We start from the raw sequence: 15,973 nt of genomic DNA, 5'->3' as shown, positions 1-15,973 counted from the left end.
ACGGAGGACATGCGGGCGGAGGGGACGCTGTGGGCCGGGCGGGTGCCCCCGGGCCGGGGTGCGGCCCGCCCCTTCCCGCCGGAGGTACGTGACAATGGCGGGGTGCTGGAGATGACGCGCGAGGAGTTCGAAGAGCTGGTGAGCCTGGCTCTTGACCGGGTCCCGCCGGAGCTGATGCGGCTGATGGACAACGTCGCGGTGTTCGTGGAGGAGGAACCGGAGGACCCGGAGGACCGGGAGCTGCTGGGTCTCTACGAGGGCACGCCGCTCACCGAGCGCGGTGAGTGGTACGCGGGGGTCCTGCCTGACCGGATCACCGTCTACCGGGGGCCGACCCTGCGGATGTGCGAGACCCGCGAGGACGTGGTCGCCGAGACGGAGATCACCGTGGTCCACGAGATCGCCCACCATTTCGGCATCGACGACGAGCGTCTGCACGAACTGGGCTACGGATGACCGGCTCCGGACGGATCCTTGCGGCGGTCGCGGCCGGCGGAGCCGTGGGGGCCGCGGCCCGTCACGCGGCGACGCTCGCTTGGCCGGCCCCGGAGCACGGCTTCCCCTGGGTGGTCCTCGGCGTCAACGTCACGGGCTGCGCCCTGATCGGCGTGCTGATGGTGCTGACCGTCGAGCGCGGCACGGTCACGCATCCGCTCGTGCGGCCGTTCCTGGGGGTCGGGGTGCTCGGCGGGTTCACCACCTTCTCGACCTACGCCGCCGGCGTCGCCCGGTTGCTCGACCGCCAGGAGGAGCTGATCGCCGTGGCGTACGCCGTGTCGACCACCGTGGCGGCGCTCGGCGCGGTCTGGGGGGCTGCCGTGCTCACCCGGACGCTGGTGGACCGGCGGGGGCGTACGGCGTGAACTGGCTGCTCGTGCTGGCCGGGGGCGCCGTCGGTGCGTCCCTGCGCCATCTGACGGACCGCGCGGTGCGCGCGCGGCACGGTGCGGGACTGCCGTACGTCTTCCCCTGGGGGACGCTCACCGCCAACGCGGCGGGCAGTCTGCTGCTCGGGCTGCTGACGGGGGCCTCGGTCTCCGCCCCGGCCTTTGCCCTGCTGGCCACCGGACTGTGCGGGGCGCTGACGACGTACTCGACCTTCTCGTACGAGACCCTGCGGCTGGCCGAGACCGGGCGAGGCTTCCTGGCTGGCGCCAATGTGCTGGTGTCCTTGCTGGTGGGGCTCGGGGCCGTGTTCCTGGGAGCGGAGCTGACGGGCGGTCCGGGAGGCGCCGGCGGGTGAGCGGGGCCCGCGGCGGGAGTGCCGGTGTCGTGGTGGGGCGTGTCCCCGGCGGGTGCGGGGGAGTTGGACACGTGCGGGGGAGCCGGACACATCACTCTCCCGTCCCCGTCCCGCTCCCCGGAGGTGCCACCCCGTGCGCCAGTTGTCCGCCCGCGTCCGCTGGGCAGCCGTCACCGCGCTGACGATCGCCGCGTCCACAGGCTGTGTGAGCGTCGGCGACGACGCCGGGAAGCCGTCCCCCTCACGTTCCGCGGACCGGGAGGGCGCACCGGCCCGGCCGGACGGCGGCACCGTGTCCGGTTCCGGCAGCGGCCGGTCCGGTTCCGGGGGCGGCCACGCCGAGGCGCAGTCCGACCGGGACTCCTCCCGCAAGCCGGGCGCCGAGGCCCCGGGGCGCGCCCCGTCGGCCGGTGCCGAGGATGCCCGACCCGCGCCCGGCGGCCCCGGCACCCCGAGGCCGACCCTGGGCGGCCCTCCGCCCACACCCGAGCCCAGCGCTCCGGGCCCGGGTGAGCCGCCTCCTCCGCCGGTCACCCCGGAGACGCCCCCGCCGTCGCCGGAACCGGAGCCCTCGCCGCCGCCGGAGCAGCCCTCGGCCTCGCCGGCCGCGCAGTTCCGTACGGACGCGATGAGGGCTCCGGGGCGGGTGGAGGTGTGGCCCACTCCCCGGGCGTCACCGCAGGTCGCGCCGGTGTGAGCGAGCTCCGGACCAGCTCGGTTTGCGCGAAGTGGGGGAGGGTGCGTATGGTAGTAGATCGTTTGATCCCATTGCCCGGCGCCGACACAGAAGAGCGCCGTGTGGCGCGTACTCTCCCTTGCCGTGGCTGGACCGCATTGAGGCGGTCGAAATTGCGAAAACACGGAGTTACGGGCGCGTGCCGAGACTCCGGAAGGTTTCGCATTTCGCATGTCAATTTCCAGTTCTGACCACACCGTCATGCCCGAGAACGCTGAGAACGTCGAGCTCATCGAGATCGTCGAGGCCGCCGAGGCCGTAGTCGCCGAGGCCCCCGAGGCCGCCGGGACCCCCGCCGAGGAGACCTCCACCGAGGCCGCCGAGCCGACCATCACCTTCGCGGACCTGGGCCTGCCCGAGGGCATCGTCCGCAAGCTCGCGCAGAACGGTGTGACGGCCCCCTTCCCGATCCAGGCCGCGACCATCCCGGACGCCCTGGCCGGCAAGGACATCCTCGGCCGTGGCCGCACCGGCTCCGGCAAGACCCTCTCCTTCGGTCTGCCGACCCTGGCCGCCCTGGCCGGCGGTCACACCGAGAAGAAGAAGCCCCGCGCGATCATCCTCACGCCGACCCGTGAGCTCGCGATGCAGGTCGCGGACGCCCTCCAGCCCTACGGCGACGTGCTCGGCCTGAAGATGAAGGTCGTCTGCGGCGGTACGTCGATGGGCAACCAGATCTACGCGCTGGAGCGCGGTGTCGACGTCCTCGTCGCCACCCCGGGCCGTCTGCGCGACATCATCAACCGTGGCGCCTGCTCCCTTTCGAGCGTCCAGGTCGCGGTCCTCGACGAGGCCGACCAGATGTCGGACCTGGGCTTCCTGCCCGAGGTCACCGAGCTGCTCGACCAGATCCCCGGCGGCGGCCAGCGCATGCTCTTCTCCGCCACCATGGAGAACGAGATCGGCACGCTCGTCAAGCGCTACCTGAGCAACCCGGTCACCCACGAGGTCGACAGCGCCCAGGGCAACGTCTCGACCATGTCGCACCACGTCCTCGTCGTGAAGCCGAAGGACAAGGCGCCCGTCACGGCCGCGATCGCCGCCCGCAAGGGCCGCACGATCATCTTCGTCCGCACCCAGCTGGGCGCCGACCGCATCGCCGAGCAGCTCATCGAGTCCGGTGTGAAGGCCGACGCGCTGCACGGCGGCATGACGCAGGGCGCCCGTACCCGCGTCCTCGAGGACTTCAAGAAGGGCTACGTCAACGCCCTCGTCGCCACCGACGTCGCCGCCCGCGGCATCCACGTCGACGGCATCGACCTCGTCCTGAACGTGGACCCGGCCGGCGACCACAAGGACTACCTGCACCGCTCGGGCCGTACCGCCCGTGCCGGCAAGTCCGGTGTCGTCGTCTCGCTGGCGCTCCCGCACCAGCGTCGTCAGATCTTCCGCCTCATGGAGGACGCGGGCGTCGACGCCTCGCGTCACATCGTCCAGGGCGCGGGTGTCTTCGAGCCCGAGGTCGCCGAGATCACCGGTGCCCGTTCGCTGACCGAGGTCCAGGCCGACTCCGCGAACAACGCGGCCAAGCAGGCCGAGCGCGAGGCCGCCGACCTCACCAAGCAGCTGGAGCGCGTCCAGCGCCGCGCCGTCGAGCTGCGCGAGGAGGCCGACCGCCTGGTCGCCCGTGCCGCCCGCGAGCGGGGCGACGACCCGGAGGCGGCGGTGGCCGAGGTCACCGCCGAGGCGGAGGCAGCCCTGGTGGCCGCCGCGTCCGTGCCGGAGCAGCCCGCGGCCCGCGAGGACCGTCGTGACGAGCGCGGCAACTACGCCCGCCGTGACGACCGGGGCGGCGACCGCGGTGGGTACCGCGGTGGCAACGACCGCGTCGGCGAGCGCAGCGGCCGTCCCGCCGGTGGCAACGGATACCGCGGCAGCAACGACCGTCCGTCCTTCCGTGGGAGCAACGACCGTCGTGACGACCGCCCGTCGGGCGGCTTCCGCTCCGGTGGCGACCGTCGTGACGACCGGGGTGGCCGTTCGTTCGAGCGTCGTGACAACGACCGTCCGTCGTTCAACCGCGACCGTCGTGACGACCGTCCCTCGGGCGGCTTCCGCTCCGGCGGCGACCGACGTGACGACCGGGGTGGCCGTTCGTTCGAGCGTCGTGACAACGACCGCCCGTCGTTCAACCGCGACCGTCGTGACGACCGTCCCTCCGGTGGCTTCCGCTCCGGCGGCAGCGACCGTCCGTTCAACCGCGACCGTCGTGACGACCGTCCCTCGGGCGGCTTCCGCTCCGGCGGCAGCGACCGCCCGACCGGCCGTCGTGACGACCACCGCGGTGGCACCGGCACGGGCACCGGCACCGGCACCTTCGGCCGCCGTGACGACAAGCCGCGCTGGAAGCGCAACGGCTGAGTCCCGCTGACTCACTGAGCGGCCCCCGGGGCCCGTACAACACTTCGGTGGTGTACGGGCCCCGGGGCGTTTCCGGACAGTCCCCGAGGGCATCGCTGGGGGCATGACAAACGACGAAGCCGCTGTGGCGGCACCACCACCGGACGCACCCGCTCCCACGACGGACGAGGAACGGCTGGCCGAACTCGGCTACACCCAGGTCCTCGCGCGCCGGATGTCCGCCTTCTCCAACTACGCGGTCTCGTTCACGATCATCTCGGTGCTCTCCGGCTGTCTGACGCTGTATCTGTTCGGCATGAACACGGGCGGTCCCGCGGTCATCACCTGGGGCTGGGTCGGCGTCGGTCTCATGACGCTCTTCGTCGGCCTGGCGATGGCCGAGATCTGTTCGGCGTACCCGACGTCGGCGGGGCTGTACTTCTGGGCCCACCGCCTCGCCCCGCCGCGCTCGGCCGCCGCGTGGGCCTGGTTCGCCGGCTGGTTCAACGTGCTCGGCCAGGTCGCCGTCACCGCCGGCATCGACTTCGGCGCGGCGTCCTTCCTCGGGGCGTACCTGAACCTCCAGTTCGGCTTCGAGGTCACCCCGGGGCGCACAATCCTGCTCTTCGCGGCGATCCTGGTCCTGCACGGGCTGCTGAACACCTTCGGCGTCGGCATCGTCGCCGTCCTCAACAACGTCAGCGTCTGGTGGCACGTGGCCGGGGTGGCCGTCATCGTCGGTGCGCTCACCTTCGTGCCGGACTCGCACCAGTCGGCGTCGTACGTCTTCACCGAGTTCGTGAACAACACCGGCTGGGGCAGCGGCTTCTACGTCGTGATGATCGGCCTGCTGATGGCGCAGTACACCTTCACCGGCTACGACGCCTCCGCCCACATGACGGAGGAGACCCACGACGCGGCCGTGGCCGGCCCCCGGGGCATCGTGCAGTCCATCTGGACGTCCTGGATCGCCGGGTTCGTGCTCCTGCTGGGCTTCACCTTCGCCATCCAGTCGTACGACGGCGCCCTGAACTCCCCGACCGGAGCCCCGCCCGCCCAGATCCTCCTGGACGCCCTCGGCGCCACCACCGGCAAGCTCCTGCTGCTCGTCGTGATCGGTGCCCAGCTCTTCTGCGGGATGGCCTCCGTGACCGCGAACAGCCGCATGATCTACGCCTTCTCGCGCGACGGGGCACTGCCGTTCTCCCGGGTCTGGCACACGGTCAGCCCCCGGACGCGCACCCCCGTCGCGGCGGTCTGGCTGGCCGCCCTCGGCGCCCTCGCACTCGGCCTCCCATATCTGATCAACGTCACCGCGTACGCCGCCGTGACGTCCATCGCCGTCATCGGGCTCTACATCGCCTACGTCATCCCCACCCTGCTCAGGCTGCTGCGGGGCGACGACTTCGTCCGGGGCCCGTGGCACCTGGGCCGCTGGTCCCGGCCCATCGGTATCGTCGCCGTGGCCTGGGTCGGGGTGATCACGGTGCTGTTCATGCTGCCCCAGGTCTCGCCGGTCACCTGGGAGAGCTTCAACTACGCACCCCTGGCGGTCCTGGTGGTGCTGGGCTTCGCCGCCGTCTGGTGGCTGGTCTCCGCGCGGCACTGGTTCCTGAAAGCGGCCGAGCCCGGCCACCGGACCACGACACCGGACGATGCCACCGGCTGAGCGCCTCTCTCCGGGCGCGACCGGGCCCGGCACCCGATACCCGATCGGCTGCCGGGCCCGGTGCGGCTATGCTCGGGGGGTGATCCATCAGGGGCCGTTAGCTCAATTGGTCAGAGCAGCGGACTTTTAATCCGTTGGTTGTGGGTTCGAGTCCCACACGGCCTACCTGGTGCAGGGCGAGGAGACATCCTCCGACCTGCTGCTGAGCGCCCCGACCGGTCTCCGCCGGCCGGGGCGCTCCGTCGTTCCCGATCTGCGCGCCGGCGGTCGGCCCGGCAGCAGGCGCTGTGACTGCGCCGATGATGTCGCCCACGGCACCGCCACCACCCCAGAGGGTGGGGTGTCGTCGTCCGTGCGCGGCTGCGAGGGTTCCGGTTCACACAGGAGCCACCTCAGCAGGTCAGCGCACCGAAGCCAGCACCTCAGGCTTTGATCGGTTGACTCGCACGAAGAATCAGATCCGTTCGTTGTGGCGCCCCCACGTGATCAGATCGAGCCAAACCTGGCGCCGGCCGTCGAATATAGCGAATTCACATAAGTGCTGGCTAAGCGCGGCTAGAATCACATGGTGTTGACGGATGTGACTCGCCTGGCAGGAGAGACCACGATGACCGGCTCCCCTTTCGTTCCCAGGATCGTGGCGGCGATCGATTTCGGTACGCATGGCTCCGGATACGCGTGGGCCACCGTCTCTGCACTTCATGATCGTGCCGACCGGCGGGTCATTGTCTATCAGCCTTTCACCCATTCCGGCGGAGTCGCTTATCCCAAGGATCTCACTGCTGTGCTGGTCGACTCCGACCATCGGCCACTGGCCTTCGGAAGCAAGGCGCGGCAGCGCTGGGAGAGACAACTGGCCCGGGGGAACCCTGAAAACCAGGGCTATGCCAGCCGATTCAAAATGGCTCTGCAGCCCGGAGGAGAGAATTCCGGAGTACCCAGGTTCGAGGGCTGCCTGAGCGGCGCCGACCGGAGCACTGTGACGGGCCTCATCACGGCCACGCTCCGGCACATCAGCCAGGCTGCCTTGGCCGAGATCCTGAAAATCGACGCCCAGGGCTTCACTTTCACCGCGGACGACATCCGGTGGTGTGTGACCATCCCCGCGATCTGGGGAGATGCGGAGCGGAGCCTCATGCGGAAGGCCGCGACGGCGGCCGGACTGCCGGGCGACAGGGAACGCCTGCTGCTGGTCCAGGAGCCCGAGGCAGCCGCCGTCCACTGTGCGCTGTACACCGGGCACCTCCTCGCCCCTGGCCACCCCGAGAGCCGTCTGGACGTCGATGCCCAACCCGGCAGCCGTTTCATGGTTGTGGACTGCGGTGGGGGCACGGTGGACATCACCAGCTATCGCATCCGGCCTGAAGGGGTCGGTCCCGGTCGCCTCGACGAGACCCGGGTCGCCGACGGTGACCGGCTGGGCTCCGCATACGTCAACCAGGCGTTCACCGACCTGGTGCTCGAGGGCCGGTTCGGTGCAGCGGCGCTGGCCAAGCTCCTCGCCGACTTCCCCAAGGAAATGAGCGAGCTGGAAAGCACCTGGGAGTCCGTGAAGGTGAACCTCGCTTCCGAGACCGACGGCGAAGGAAAGCCCGTGGTTTCGGAGTCCGTCTACGTCTCCGTGCCGGGCAAGGTCTGGGATGTCCTGGACGCCGCCACCCGCAACCGTCTCACCGAGCTGGCATCCGGTGAGACGCACAGCATCGTGGTCAGCCCGCAGGAGGTCACTCGCCTCTTCGACTCCGTGGTCGACCCGATCCTTGAGGTCATCGAGCGCCAGCGGGCGTTCGCCCACGCGGAGGACCCGTCCTCCGGCCTCGAGCAGATGATCGTCGTCGGCGGCTTCGCGCGGTCTCCCTACCTGCGGGATGCCATCGCGCACCGCTTCGGCGACAAGGCGCGCATCATCCTGCCCGAGGATCCGGCGGTCGCCGTGCTCGGCGGTGCCGTGCACTTCGCGTACGACCCTTCGGTCATTTGGGGACGCCGCTCCAAATTCACCTACGGTTTCGCATGCTCAGCACCTTTCCGGGAGGGCGTTCATCCAGAGGGGAAGCGGTGGACGGATGAGTACGGCGACGATCGGTGCAGCGATTGCTTCTCCGTGATGGTCCGCCGTGGCGACACCATCCCGGTCGGCCTCACGAAGACCTCCACGCTGGTGACCTTTCCGTCCACCACGCAGACCAGCGTTGATCTCTTCGTGACCTACGCCGGTGAGCCGGTCTATACCGATGAGGAGGGCGTCGTGAAGATCGGTACGGTGACCGCGGACGTTTCCGCTTCCCAGGGCAAGGTCGAAGGTAAACGCTACTTCGATGTGACCTTTTTGTTCGGCACCACCGAGATAGAGGTCGAGACCCGGGACAAGCACGTCGGAACGACGTGCCGGACCGAGATCGAATTTCACGAGCTGTACGGACGGCGGGGTCCCGGTTCCGACGGAAAGCGGTGAGTGATGGCCCACGAGGACATGCACAGACACGAAGAGGGAAAGCCCTCTCAGGGGCGTCCTGTCCCGGAGTCGCTTCCCGGCTCCTCGTACGAGGCCGTCCACGTCGACCATCGGCGGCTGACCGCGCTGGAGGCCCAGGTCACCTGGCAGGGTAACGAGCTCAGAAAGCTGATGGGATCCCGGGGCCGGCTCGGACGGCTCAGCAACGTCGATGCGGACCAGCTCCAGGTGATGGCAGGCCGTATTGCTGCGCTGGAACAGTGGGTCCGGCAATTGTGCTCCGACGTGGAGCGGAGCGGCAACGAGCTGCGAGAGCGCCTGGCGGACATGGACCGGCTGTTGGACGGGGTGCGCGGATCGCGTGTGCAGGATGCGATTTCCTCGGGGGAGCTCACCAGCGATCTGCACCGGCGGCACCTCCTGAACGCCGAGGCGTATCGCACCCTGATAGCCCAGAACTTGCGCCGCTTCGCCGTTCGACTGTGCCCCGTCGGATCGGTCCAGGATGCTGAGATGCTGGCGTCCGCTCGGGCCCGCGCGGTGGCGGAGTTGCTCCAGATACTCTTCGGTGGCGCGCCCTCGGGCCTGCCGGCCACGGCGGAGGAGCTTCACTCGGAACTCGTCGCTCGTGGCCGTCCGACCAGCCGCGAGGAGGCCGGCCCCGAACTCGACAAAATCGTGGAGCGGGCCAAGGTGATCGCCCGCGAGCTGGCCGGCGACACACTCCCCGCCGTGCTCGTCGGCTTCGGCACCGATGCGCGCACACTTCCGCCCAGCGCCTACGAGCCGTACAACATCGGAGCCACAGGCGTACCCGGGTTCCTCGTCGCCCCCGCCTACGTGATCGATGGCGATCAGCAGGACGAACTGCTCCGGCCCCTCGTCTTCATCGTGCCGGCCGGTGCCGCCGAGACCGCCCTCGACGTCGCAGATGCTGTTGCTGCCAAGCGGCCGGACAGCGCGGATCGAGTCGCGTGACCGACCACTTGGACACGGTGGCCAGAGGGGTGCCACTCGTTGACGACCGGTTGCTCCTGGAGCTTGCGAACGAGCTGCGCACAGCCGACGACCTGAATCGCGCGGCCTCGCGCGAGGGCTTCTTCGCTCGGCTCCTCGGCCACGCGACCGGCCACACCCGCATACGCGAGCGGAACATTCGGCGTGCCTCGATCAGCGCCCAGCAGGGGACCTTCCAGTGGCTGACCAGCCTCACCGAGCGCATGACGGTCACCGATCTGGTGGTGGCCGAGGTGGCCGAAGAGGTCAGCGAAGTCAAGCGGCAGCAGGCCGGTATCGCGGCAGCGAGTCTCTGGTCGGTGGAGCGCATCGACGAGCTGGGCGCGCTGGTCGGCCGGCTGGCACGCGATGCCGGACACGTCCTCCACGATCACGACAGACGGCTGGCAGCCGTCGAAGCGCAGCTTGCGACGGATGCGGCGGTACGGCGGTGGCGGTGGCCGCGCCCGGACCCGGGATTGCCCTGGCTGGTGCGTGTGGTGCTGCTGGCCCGAGAAGTGGCCGCCGGCCCGGCCGGGGAGTTCGCCTTCACCGGCGACGGCCGTGTCCCCGTGCGGGACGACCTGGTGGAGAGGATGCTCCAGAATCCGTCCGCGCGTTGGTACGACGGCAGCAAGTCGCTGTCCGGCCTCCTCACAGCCGCGGTGTCGGACATGCCGGGCATTGATCATCGACGGATGATCGCGGAGCTGCTGGGAGTCGGCCTCGAAGGTGAGCTGGCCGAGACGGCCGGTCCGTTGACCAAGGCGCTCGCCGACACCGCTCAGAGGGTCGCCACTGAGGAGATCTCCCCATCCCGGGCCGCCGGTGACGCGATGCGGAACGCGAGCGGCAACGGTGGCCGCTACCTGTGGACGAGCCTCAGCATCGAACAACTGCTGCGCCGAGTGGTGGACGAGCAGTTCGAGGAAGCTGCCGTGCGCCGGGCCCGGTTGAGAGCCCGCAGGGAGTTGCGGGAGCCCAGCTGTGACTAGCTCGGAGGAGATCAGCCGGAGGTTCGACGCCCTTGCCGAACGCGCCGAAGCGGTGGCCGGCTCCCGCCCCGGCGCCGCCTACGCCACCGGGAGCGTGGAGTTCACCCTGCCTGCCCGGACCGTTGTGCCGCGGGTCGGCCTCGTACTGGCCGGCGGCGGCGCCAAAGGAGCCTACGAGCTGGGCGTCTCCGATTACCTGGCTGAGATCGGGACGGACATCGCGGCCATCGCGGGCACCAGCATCGGTGCGCTCAACGGCGCGGTGCTCGCTGCTGAGCCGGATCTGCGACGCGGAACTCAGCAACTGGCGGCGTTCTGGGAGCAGTTCTCCACCCAGTCCGGCGTGGCCCCGTTCGCCGACCGGGGGCTCCCGCTGGACGAGGCCGGGATGGCGGTCGAGGGTACGGCACGACAGTTACGACGTTTCGCACCCCGGCTGCGAGCCCTCAAGCAGAGAGCCGACCTGCTCGAGGAGCTGGTGGTCCAAGCGGTGAACGCCCCTGCCATCCGAGCCGGGCGCCCGCTGTGGGTGGCTGCCTACCCTCTGCTCGATCCCACCTCCCTGCCGCTGCCGCAGCGGCTGCGACATCTGATCGAGATCATGCGCTGGCTGGCGGGCAGCCAGGGCAGCATCCTGCGGCTCAACGAGCATTCCGACGAGCAGATCCGGCAGGCTGTTCTGGCGAGCGCCGCATTACCCTTCATCTTTCCCGCCCGGGTGGTGGACGGCTGCGCCTACCTGGACGGAGGGCTCGGCGGCCCGGGTGACCGGACTCCGGTCCGCGCGTTCGCCGAGCAGGAGCACTGTGACGTCCTGGTCGTCGTCCACCTTCATCCGGATGCCGTGATCAGTCCTCAGCCGACTTCTCGGTTCCTACGGATCGATATCCGGCCCAGCGTGCAGATCGTCCCACCAGGGCCGCTCGGGCCACTGAGCGCGATGCTCGCCTTCTCGCCCGAGCGGGTCCGGGCACTCCGCATTCTCGGATACGAGGATGCCAAGGCCCGGTTCACCGAGGTGCGCCGGTTGCTTGCCGCCCGGAACAACCTGGCTGATGCCGAAGCCCGCATGCTCGCGGCACTCACTCGACTGCGCCGCGGGCACTGAGAGATCGTTGACGGACAGGAAAGGAAACCGTGCGTATGGGAAGGGTGCGTTTGTGGAGTACGCCGACACCCCGTTGGCAGAACCCGACCGACGGCTCGCTCAACTCGATCGAGCAGTACGCGAGGGAAGTCATCGCCTTCTACGATGTCCGTGCCCGCTGGCACAGGCGCCTCTACAGGATCAGCGCCATGTTGATCATCCTTGCCGGAGCCGCGCTGCCACTGCTGACGACGTTGGACTTCCCGGGGCAGGAGGGCACTGTCGCAGGTGTCGGCTTCCTGGTGGCCGTCACCACTGCGCTGCGTGCTCTGTACCGGTGGGACACCTCCTGGGTGCTCCTGCGGGACACCGAGATCCAGCTGACCGAGGCGTACCTCGTCTGGAAGGTCGGCCAGTCCGCTCCCGGTGCTCCCACCGACCCGGCCCGTTCGGCGCGGGAACTGCTGGAGCGCATCATGCAGATTCGCCGACTGGAGTCCTCGGAGTTCTTCAAGAGCCTCCCGGACGCAACCACCATCGGCACCCAACCCGGTGGCACAGCGGCCACCCGTGCGGGAGTGGTGTAGCGGAGACCGGCATTCCGGGTTCGAAGCCCACACGGCCTACCTGGTGCAGGGCGAGGAGACATCCTCCGACCTGCTGCTGAGCGCCCCGACCGGTCTCCGCCGGCCGGGGCGCTCCGTTCTTCTCCCGCCGTGCACGTCCCGGCCGCCCCGTCCGCCGGGGTGCGATGAGTTCCCGGGGCGCGGCGAGTCCTCCTCCGCAGGCGCTGTGGACGACAGATGCTGGGGAAGACCGTGGGAGGAAGCCGTGGGAGATGTCTGGCCGATGGTCCATGCGGAGCGCGCCGCGCTCATCCATGACCTGGAGCACCTCGACGACCGGCAGTGGGAGGAGCCGTCGCTCTGCGAGGGGTGGACGGTGCACGACGTGGTCGCCCATCTGACGGACACGGCGCGTACGACGCGCCTGGGTTTCCTGGCAGGTCTCGCCCGGGCGGGGTTCGACTTCGACCGCCAGAACGCCCGCGGTGTCGCGCGCGAGCGAGGTGCCTCGCCAGGACGGACGCTGGAGCGGCTCCGCCGGGTCGCGACCCGGACGTCGACCCCTCCTGCGCCCCTCGACAGCCGGCTGGTCGAGGAGGTCGTGCACGGCGAGGACATCCGCCGGCCGCTGGGACTCGCCCGCTCCTACCCGGCCGAGGCGGTCGTCAGGTCACTGCGTCTGCAGGCCCGGACCCCGGCCTCCTTCGGCGGGGCCAAGGAGATCGTGTCCCGTGTCCGGCTTACGGCATCCGACGGCGCGGTCTCGATCGGGGAAGGTCCGGAGGTGAGCGGTCCGGCGCTCTCGCTGCTCCTCGCCGTCTCCCGCCGGCGGGTGGCGCTGGACGACCTCGAAGGACCGGGGTTCGCCGTGCTGGCCGCGGTGATCTGACGCCCCGTCCCCGGGCTTCGTCCTCGGTCGCCGCCCGCATCGTGCCCGTTCGGAACGCGCGGACTCAGCGGCCGGACCGCTCGACCGCCGCGGGGGTGACGGGCGTGAAGAAGTTGACGAGGTTGCCGTCCGGGTCACGGAGGAGCAGGGACCGGTTGCCCCACGGCATGGTGGTGGGCTCCGTCACGAAGTCGGCCACGAGGGAGCGCAGGTTCCGGTGCAACCGGTCCACGTCGTCCACGAGGAACTCGGTGATGACGCTGTGGTTCTCGGCTGGGCGGGCCCAGCCGGGGGCGAACATCGGGACGGTGCGGGTGCTCGCGATCGCGAGGGTGGCCGCGGAGGTCCTGAGCTCGGCGAAGTCCTCGGTGGCCCAGGTCGCCGCCACCCCTGTGGCCCGTTCGTAGAACGTGACGAGACGGGCGACGTCGGCGGTGATGATGCGGATGGAGACGAAGTTCATGGCGGGCTCCTGAGTCGTGCCGGTGTCGTGCACGTCGCACGCCAGGAGCCCTACAGGACGTAATCCGTCCTGTATCCGCGGGGCGTGGCGCCCGTACCCCGCCGGCCGCAGGCTTCAGGGACGTGGCCAGGGGCGGCCGCCGAGACGTTCGATGTCCGAGTTGAAGCGGCGCAGGTAGCCGGCGAAGGCGGAGATGTCCTCGTCAGGCCAGTCGGCCATGACCCTTTCCAGCGAGGAGACCATGCCCTCGCGCTCCGCGTCGAGGGTCCTGGCGCCCTCCTCGGTGATACGGAACTTGCGGGCCATGCCCCCGTCCGGGTCGGGGATGCGCTCCACGAAGCCGGCGCGCATCACCGCGGCGGTCTGCCGGTTGAGGGTGGAGACGTCGAGGTCGAAGGCCTCGCTGAGCTCGCCGACGGTCATGGGGCCCTGGACGCGGATGCGGCTGAGCAGGACGTACGCGCTGCGCTCCAGGAGGCCGTCCTTGCGGCGCCCCTTTCTGTGGGTCAGGAGCCCGTGGCGGCTGAGGAGCATCTGCTCGTACTCGACCTCGTGCGTTGCCCTGTTCATCCGCGGGCACCTCCTGCTTCCTGCCGGGCGAGGCCGGTGTCTCGTCGTGCGTGCTGCCTTCATCGTATGGTCACGGCAAAGTGCATAGGACACATGGTGTGCATGATGCAATAAACATGTACGATACCAAATCTGCCACCGACAGATAGCCGAGGACTCGCGATATGGACGCCCCCCAGCCCCCCGCCCGCGCAGGCGGTGTGATCACCACGCTGGCACTCGCCGGCACCGTCGCAGCGGTCATGCAGACGCTGGTGACCCCGCTCATAGCCGAGCTGCCGCGGATCCTGGACACCTCGTCCTCCAACGCGGCCTGGGTGGTCACCGTCACCCTCCTCGTCGCCGGTGTGTGCGTGCCGGTCACCGGCCGGCTCGGCGACCTCCTCGGCAAGCGGCGGATGCTGCTGGCCTGTTCGGTCCCGCTGGTCGTCGGTTCCGTGGTGTGCGCCCTGGCCTCCTCCGTGGTGCCGATGATCGTCGGCCGCGGCCTCCAGGGCATGGGCATGGGCATGGTCCCGCTGGGCATCGCGCTGCTGCGTGACGTGGTCCCCGCGGAGAAGCTCAGCGGCTCGATCGCCCTGGTCAGCGCCTCCATGGGCATCGGTGGCGCCCTCGGTCTGCCGATCTCGGCCGCCGTCGCCGAGTACACCAGCTGGCGCGTGCTGTTCTGGGGCTCCGCCGCCCTCGCGCTGATGATCGCCGTGCTGATCTGGTCCTTCGTCCCGGACGTCCCGGCCGGCGCCAAGGGGCAGCGCTTCGACGCGCCCGGCGCGGTCGGGCTCGCCATCGGTCTGGTGTCCCTCCTGCTGGCCATCTCCAAGGGCGCCGACTGGGGCTGGGGTTCGGGCATCACGCTCGGCCTCTTCGCCGTCGCGGTCGTGGCGCTCGGCGCCTGGGGCGTCTACGAGCTGCGCACCCGTGACCCACTGGTCGACCTGCGCACGACCGCTCGCCCCCGCGTGCTGCTGACCAACATCTCCTCGATCCTTGTCGGCGTCGGCATGTACTCCTTCATGCTGATCGCCCCGCAGATGCTCCAGTTCCCGGAGGCAACGGGGTACGGCCTCGGGCAGTCGATGCTGGCCGCCGGCCTGTGGATGGCCCCCGGCGGCGTGATGATGATGATCGTCTCCCCGCTCGGCGGCAAGCTGATCAACGCGCGCGGCCCGAAGATCGCCCTCGTCCTCGGCGCACTCGTGATCTCTCTGGGCTACGGCCTCTCCCTGTTCCTCATGGGCTCCGCCTGGGGTCTGATGATCGTCGGCATCGTCATCAACAGCGGTGTCGGCCTCGCCTACGGCGCCATGCCCGCGCTGATCATGAGCTCGGTCCCGCTCTCGGAGACCGCCGCGGCCAACGGCTTCAACACCCTGATGCGCTCGCTGGGCACCACCATCGGGTCCGCGGTCATCGGTGTGGTGCTGGCGCAGATGACCATCGAGCTCGGCGGCTTCTCGCTCGCCTCCGAGGACGGCTTCCGCGTCGGCCTGATGATCGGCTGCGGAGTGGCGCTCGTCGCCGCCGCGGTCGCTGCGTTCATCCCGGGCCTGGTCCGTCCCGCCGGGGCCGGTGACAAGGCGGGCCCCGCCGCGTCGGACAAGGTCGTTGCCGAAGCCTGATCACGGCCTCCACGAGCGCCCCGACCGGTCCGTCCGGCCGGGGCGCTCGTGCGTTCCCGCCCCGGCGCCCCGGCCTCCTCGCCGGGGCGCTCCGGCGTGTCCGGGCCCAAGAACTTTCTGCTGCACGGGCATTGACCGTGGGAGTGGGCCGACTTACGTTCTTCGCGTTGTCCTTCGTATGTCATATATGAGACGCGATATGAGAGCCGAGCGCCGCATGCAGACATCCCCGAGCCCCCTTCCCGGCCGCTCCCTGCGCCGAGGGAGACGCTGAGCCCCCGTCCGCCCGGACGGAGGGAGGCCGGTGCCGAGCCGGCGCGGCGCCCTCCGTGCGTCGACGGCCTC

Annotated in this window: 15 protein-coding genes and 1 tRNA gene; 14 read left to right on the top strand and 2 right to left on the bottom strand. The window is 70.0% G+C overall.

Annotation, left to right across the window (positions count from 1 at the left end):
* The first annotated feature begins 102 nt into the window (after window positions 1-102).
* From ACFC51_RS24260 to ACFC51_RS24200, 13 genes are all read left to right on the top strand, one after another.
* Window positions 103-456 (top strand): metallopeptidase family protein, encoded by a 354-nt coding sequence (locus ACFC51_RS24260; RefSeq protein ID WP_329231053.1) that lies wholly within the window; start codon window positions 103-105, stop codon window positions 454-456.
* Entirely contained in the window at window positions 453-863 is a 411-nt protein-coding gene (locus ACFC51_RS24255) for a fluoride efflux transporter FluC (protein WP_376371978.1), read from the top strand. The genes ACFC51_RS24260 and ACFC51_RS24255 overlap by 4 nt, the downstream gene beginning before the upstream one ends.
* Window positions 860-1,243 carry a fluoride efflux transporter FluC gene (locus ACFC51_RS24250; protein WP_376530727.1) on the top strand — a complete coding sequence of 128 codons (384 nt, stop codon included), beginning with the start codon at window positions 860-862 and terminating at the stop codon, window positions 1,241-1,243. The genes ACFC51_RS24255 and ACFC51_RS24250 overlap by 4 nt, the downstream gene beginning before the upstream one ends.
* Window positions 1,244-1,376: 133 nt before the next feature.
* Window positions 1,377-1,940, top strand: coding sequence for a hypothetical protein (locus tag ACFC51_RS24245; protein ID WP_376371972.1), 564 nt, complete (start codon window positions 1,377-1,379; stop codon window positions 1,938-1,940).
* A 240-nt stretch (window positions 1,941-2,180) separates the two neighbouring features.
* Window positions 2,181-4,340: a DEAD/DEAH box helicase gene (locus tag ACFC51_RS24240; protein WP_376530725.1), complete on the top strand. Its 2,160-nt coding sequence runs from the start codon at window positions 2,181-2,183 to the stop codon at window positions 4,338-4,340.
* 103 nt (window positions 4,341-4,443) lie between these two features.
* On the top strand, window positions 4,444-5,988 hold the full coding sequence (locus ACFC51_RS24235) for an amino acid permease (RefSeq protein WP_376371966.1): 1,545 nt from the start codon (window positions 4,444-4,446) through the stop codon (window positions 5,986-5,988).
* Window positions 5,989-6,079: 91 nt separating this feature from the next.
* A tRNA-Lys gene (locus ACFC51_RS24230) sits at window positions 6,080-6,153 on the top strand.
* Window positions 6,154-6,595: 442 nt separating this feature from the next.
* Complete coding sequence (locus ACFC51_RS24225) at window positions 6,596-8,443, top strand: Hsp70 family protein (protein WP_376371963.1); 1,848 nt, start codon at window positions 6,596-6,598, stop codon at window positions 8,441-8,443.
* Window positions 8,444-8,446: 3 nt separating this feature from the next.
* Window positions 8,447-9,421 carry a hypothetical protein gene (locus ACFC51_RS24220; RefSeq protein ID WP_376530723.1) on the top strand — a complete coding sequence of 325 codons (975 nt, stop codon included), beginning with the start codon at window positions 8,447-8,449 and terminating at the stop codon, window positions 9,419-9,421.
* A complete protein-coding gene (locus ACFC51_RS24215; RefSeq protein WP_376371959.1) occupies window positions 9,418-10,434 on the top strand; it encodes a hypothetical protein in 1,017 nt (338 codons plus the stop codon). The genes ACFC51_RS24220 and ACFC51_RS24215 overlap by 4 nt, the downstream gene beginning before the upstream one ends.
* A gap of 94 nt (window positions 10,435-10,528) precedes the next feature.
* Window positions 10,529-11,542, top strand: coding sequence for a patatin-like phospholipase family protein (locus ACFC51_RS24210; RefSeq protein ID WP_376371956.1), 1,014 nt, complete (start codon window positions 10,529-10,531; stop codon window positions 11,540-11,542).
* A 35-nt stretch (window positions 11,543-11,577) separates the two neighbouring features.
* Entirely contained in the window at window positions 11,578-12,108 is a 531-nt protein-coding gene (locus ACFC51_RS24205; RefSeq protein ID WP_376530721.1) for a DUF4231 domain-containing protein, read from the top strand.
* A 262-nt stretch (window positions 12,109-12,370) separates the two neighbouring features.
* Window positions 12,371-12,976, top strand: a complete 606-nt coding sequence (locus ACFC51_RS24200; protein ID WP_376530912.1) for a maleylpyruvate isomerase family mycothiol-dependent enzyme — start codon at window positions 12,371-12,373, stop codon at window positions 12,974-12,976.
* Window positions 12,977-13,040: 64 nt separating this feature from the next.
* On the opposite strand, the gene ACFC51_RS24195 is transcribed toward ACFC51_RS24200, so the two are convergent.
* Window positions 13,041-13,439 carry a VOC family protein gene (locus ACFC51_RS24195; RefSeq protein ID WP_376530719.1) on the bottom strand — a complete coding sequence of 133 codons (399 nt, stop codon included), beginning with the start codon at window positions 13,437-13,439 and terminating at the stop codon, window positions 13,041-13,043.
* A gap of 114 nt (window positions 13,440-13,553) precedes the next feature.
* Window positions 13,554-14,009: a MarR family winged helix-turn-helix transcriptional regulator gene (locus ACFC51_RS24190; protein WP_376371948.1), complete on the bottom strand. Its 456-nt coding sequence runs from the start codon at window positions 14,007-14,009 to the stop codon at window positions 13,554-13,556.
* Window positions 14,010-14,173: 164 nt separating this feature from the next.
* Between ACFC51_RS24190 and ACFC51_RS24185 the strand changes: the two genes are divergently transcribed.
* Window positions 14,174-15,628 carry an MFS transporter gene (locus ACFC51_RS24185; protein WP_376530717.1) on the top strand — a complete coding sequence of 485 codons (1,455 nt, stop codon included), beginning with the start codon at window positions 14,174-14,176 and terminating at the stop codon, window positions 15,626-15,628.
* Window positions 15,629-15,973 lie beyond the last annotated feature (345 nt).

This window comes from Streptomyces sp. NPDC055962 (assembly GCF_042270185.1).
GTDB lineage: Bacteria > Actinomycetota > Actinomycetes > Streptomycetales > Streptomycetaceae > Streptomyces.
This window is presented reverse-complemented; position numbering and strand designations above follow the sequence as displayed.

Coding starts and splice junctions, on each gene's coding strand:
- ACFC51_RS24255 (WP_376371978.1), top strand. CDS start 453: ATGACCGGCTCCGGACGGATCCTTGCGGCGGTCGCGGCCGGCGGAGCC.
- ACFC51_RS24240 (WP_376530725.1), top strand. CDS start 2,181: ATGCCCGAGAACGCTGAGAACGTCGAGCTCATCGAGATCGTCGAGGCC.
- ACFC51_RS24235 (WP_376371966.1), top strand. CDS start 4,444: ATGACAAACGACGAAGCCGCTGTGGCGGCACCACCACCGGACGCACCC.
- ACFC51_RS24225 (WP_376371963.1), top strand. CDS start 6,596: ATGACCGGCTCCCCTTTCGTTCCCAGGATCGTGGCGGCGATCGATTTC.
- ACFC51_RS24220 (WP_376530723.1), top strand. CDS start 8,447: ATGGCCCACGAGGACATGCACAGACACGAAGAGGGAAAGCCCTCTCAG.
- ACFC51_RS24205 (WP_376530721.1), top strand. CDS start 11,578: ATGGGAAGGGTGCGTTTGTGGAGTACGCCGACACCCCGTTGGCAGAAC.
- ACFC51_RS24200 (WP_376530912.1), top strand. CDS start 12,371: ATGGTCCATGCGGAGCGCGCCGCGCTCATCCATGACCTGGAGCACCTC.
- ACFC51_RS24195 (WP_376530719.1), bottom strand. CDS start 13,439: ATGAACTTCGTCTCCATCCGCATCATCACCGCCGACGTCGCCCGTCTC.
- ACFC51_RS24190 (WP_376371948.1), bottom strand. CDS start 14,009: ATGAACAGGGCAACGCACGAGGTCGAGTACGAGCAGATGCTCCTCAGC.
- ACFC51_RS24185 (WP_376530717.1), top strand. CDS start 14,174: ATGGACGCCCCCCAGCCCCCCGCCCGCGCAGGCGGTGTGATCACCACG.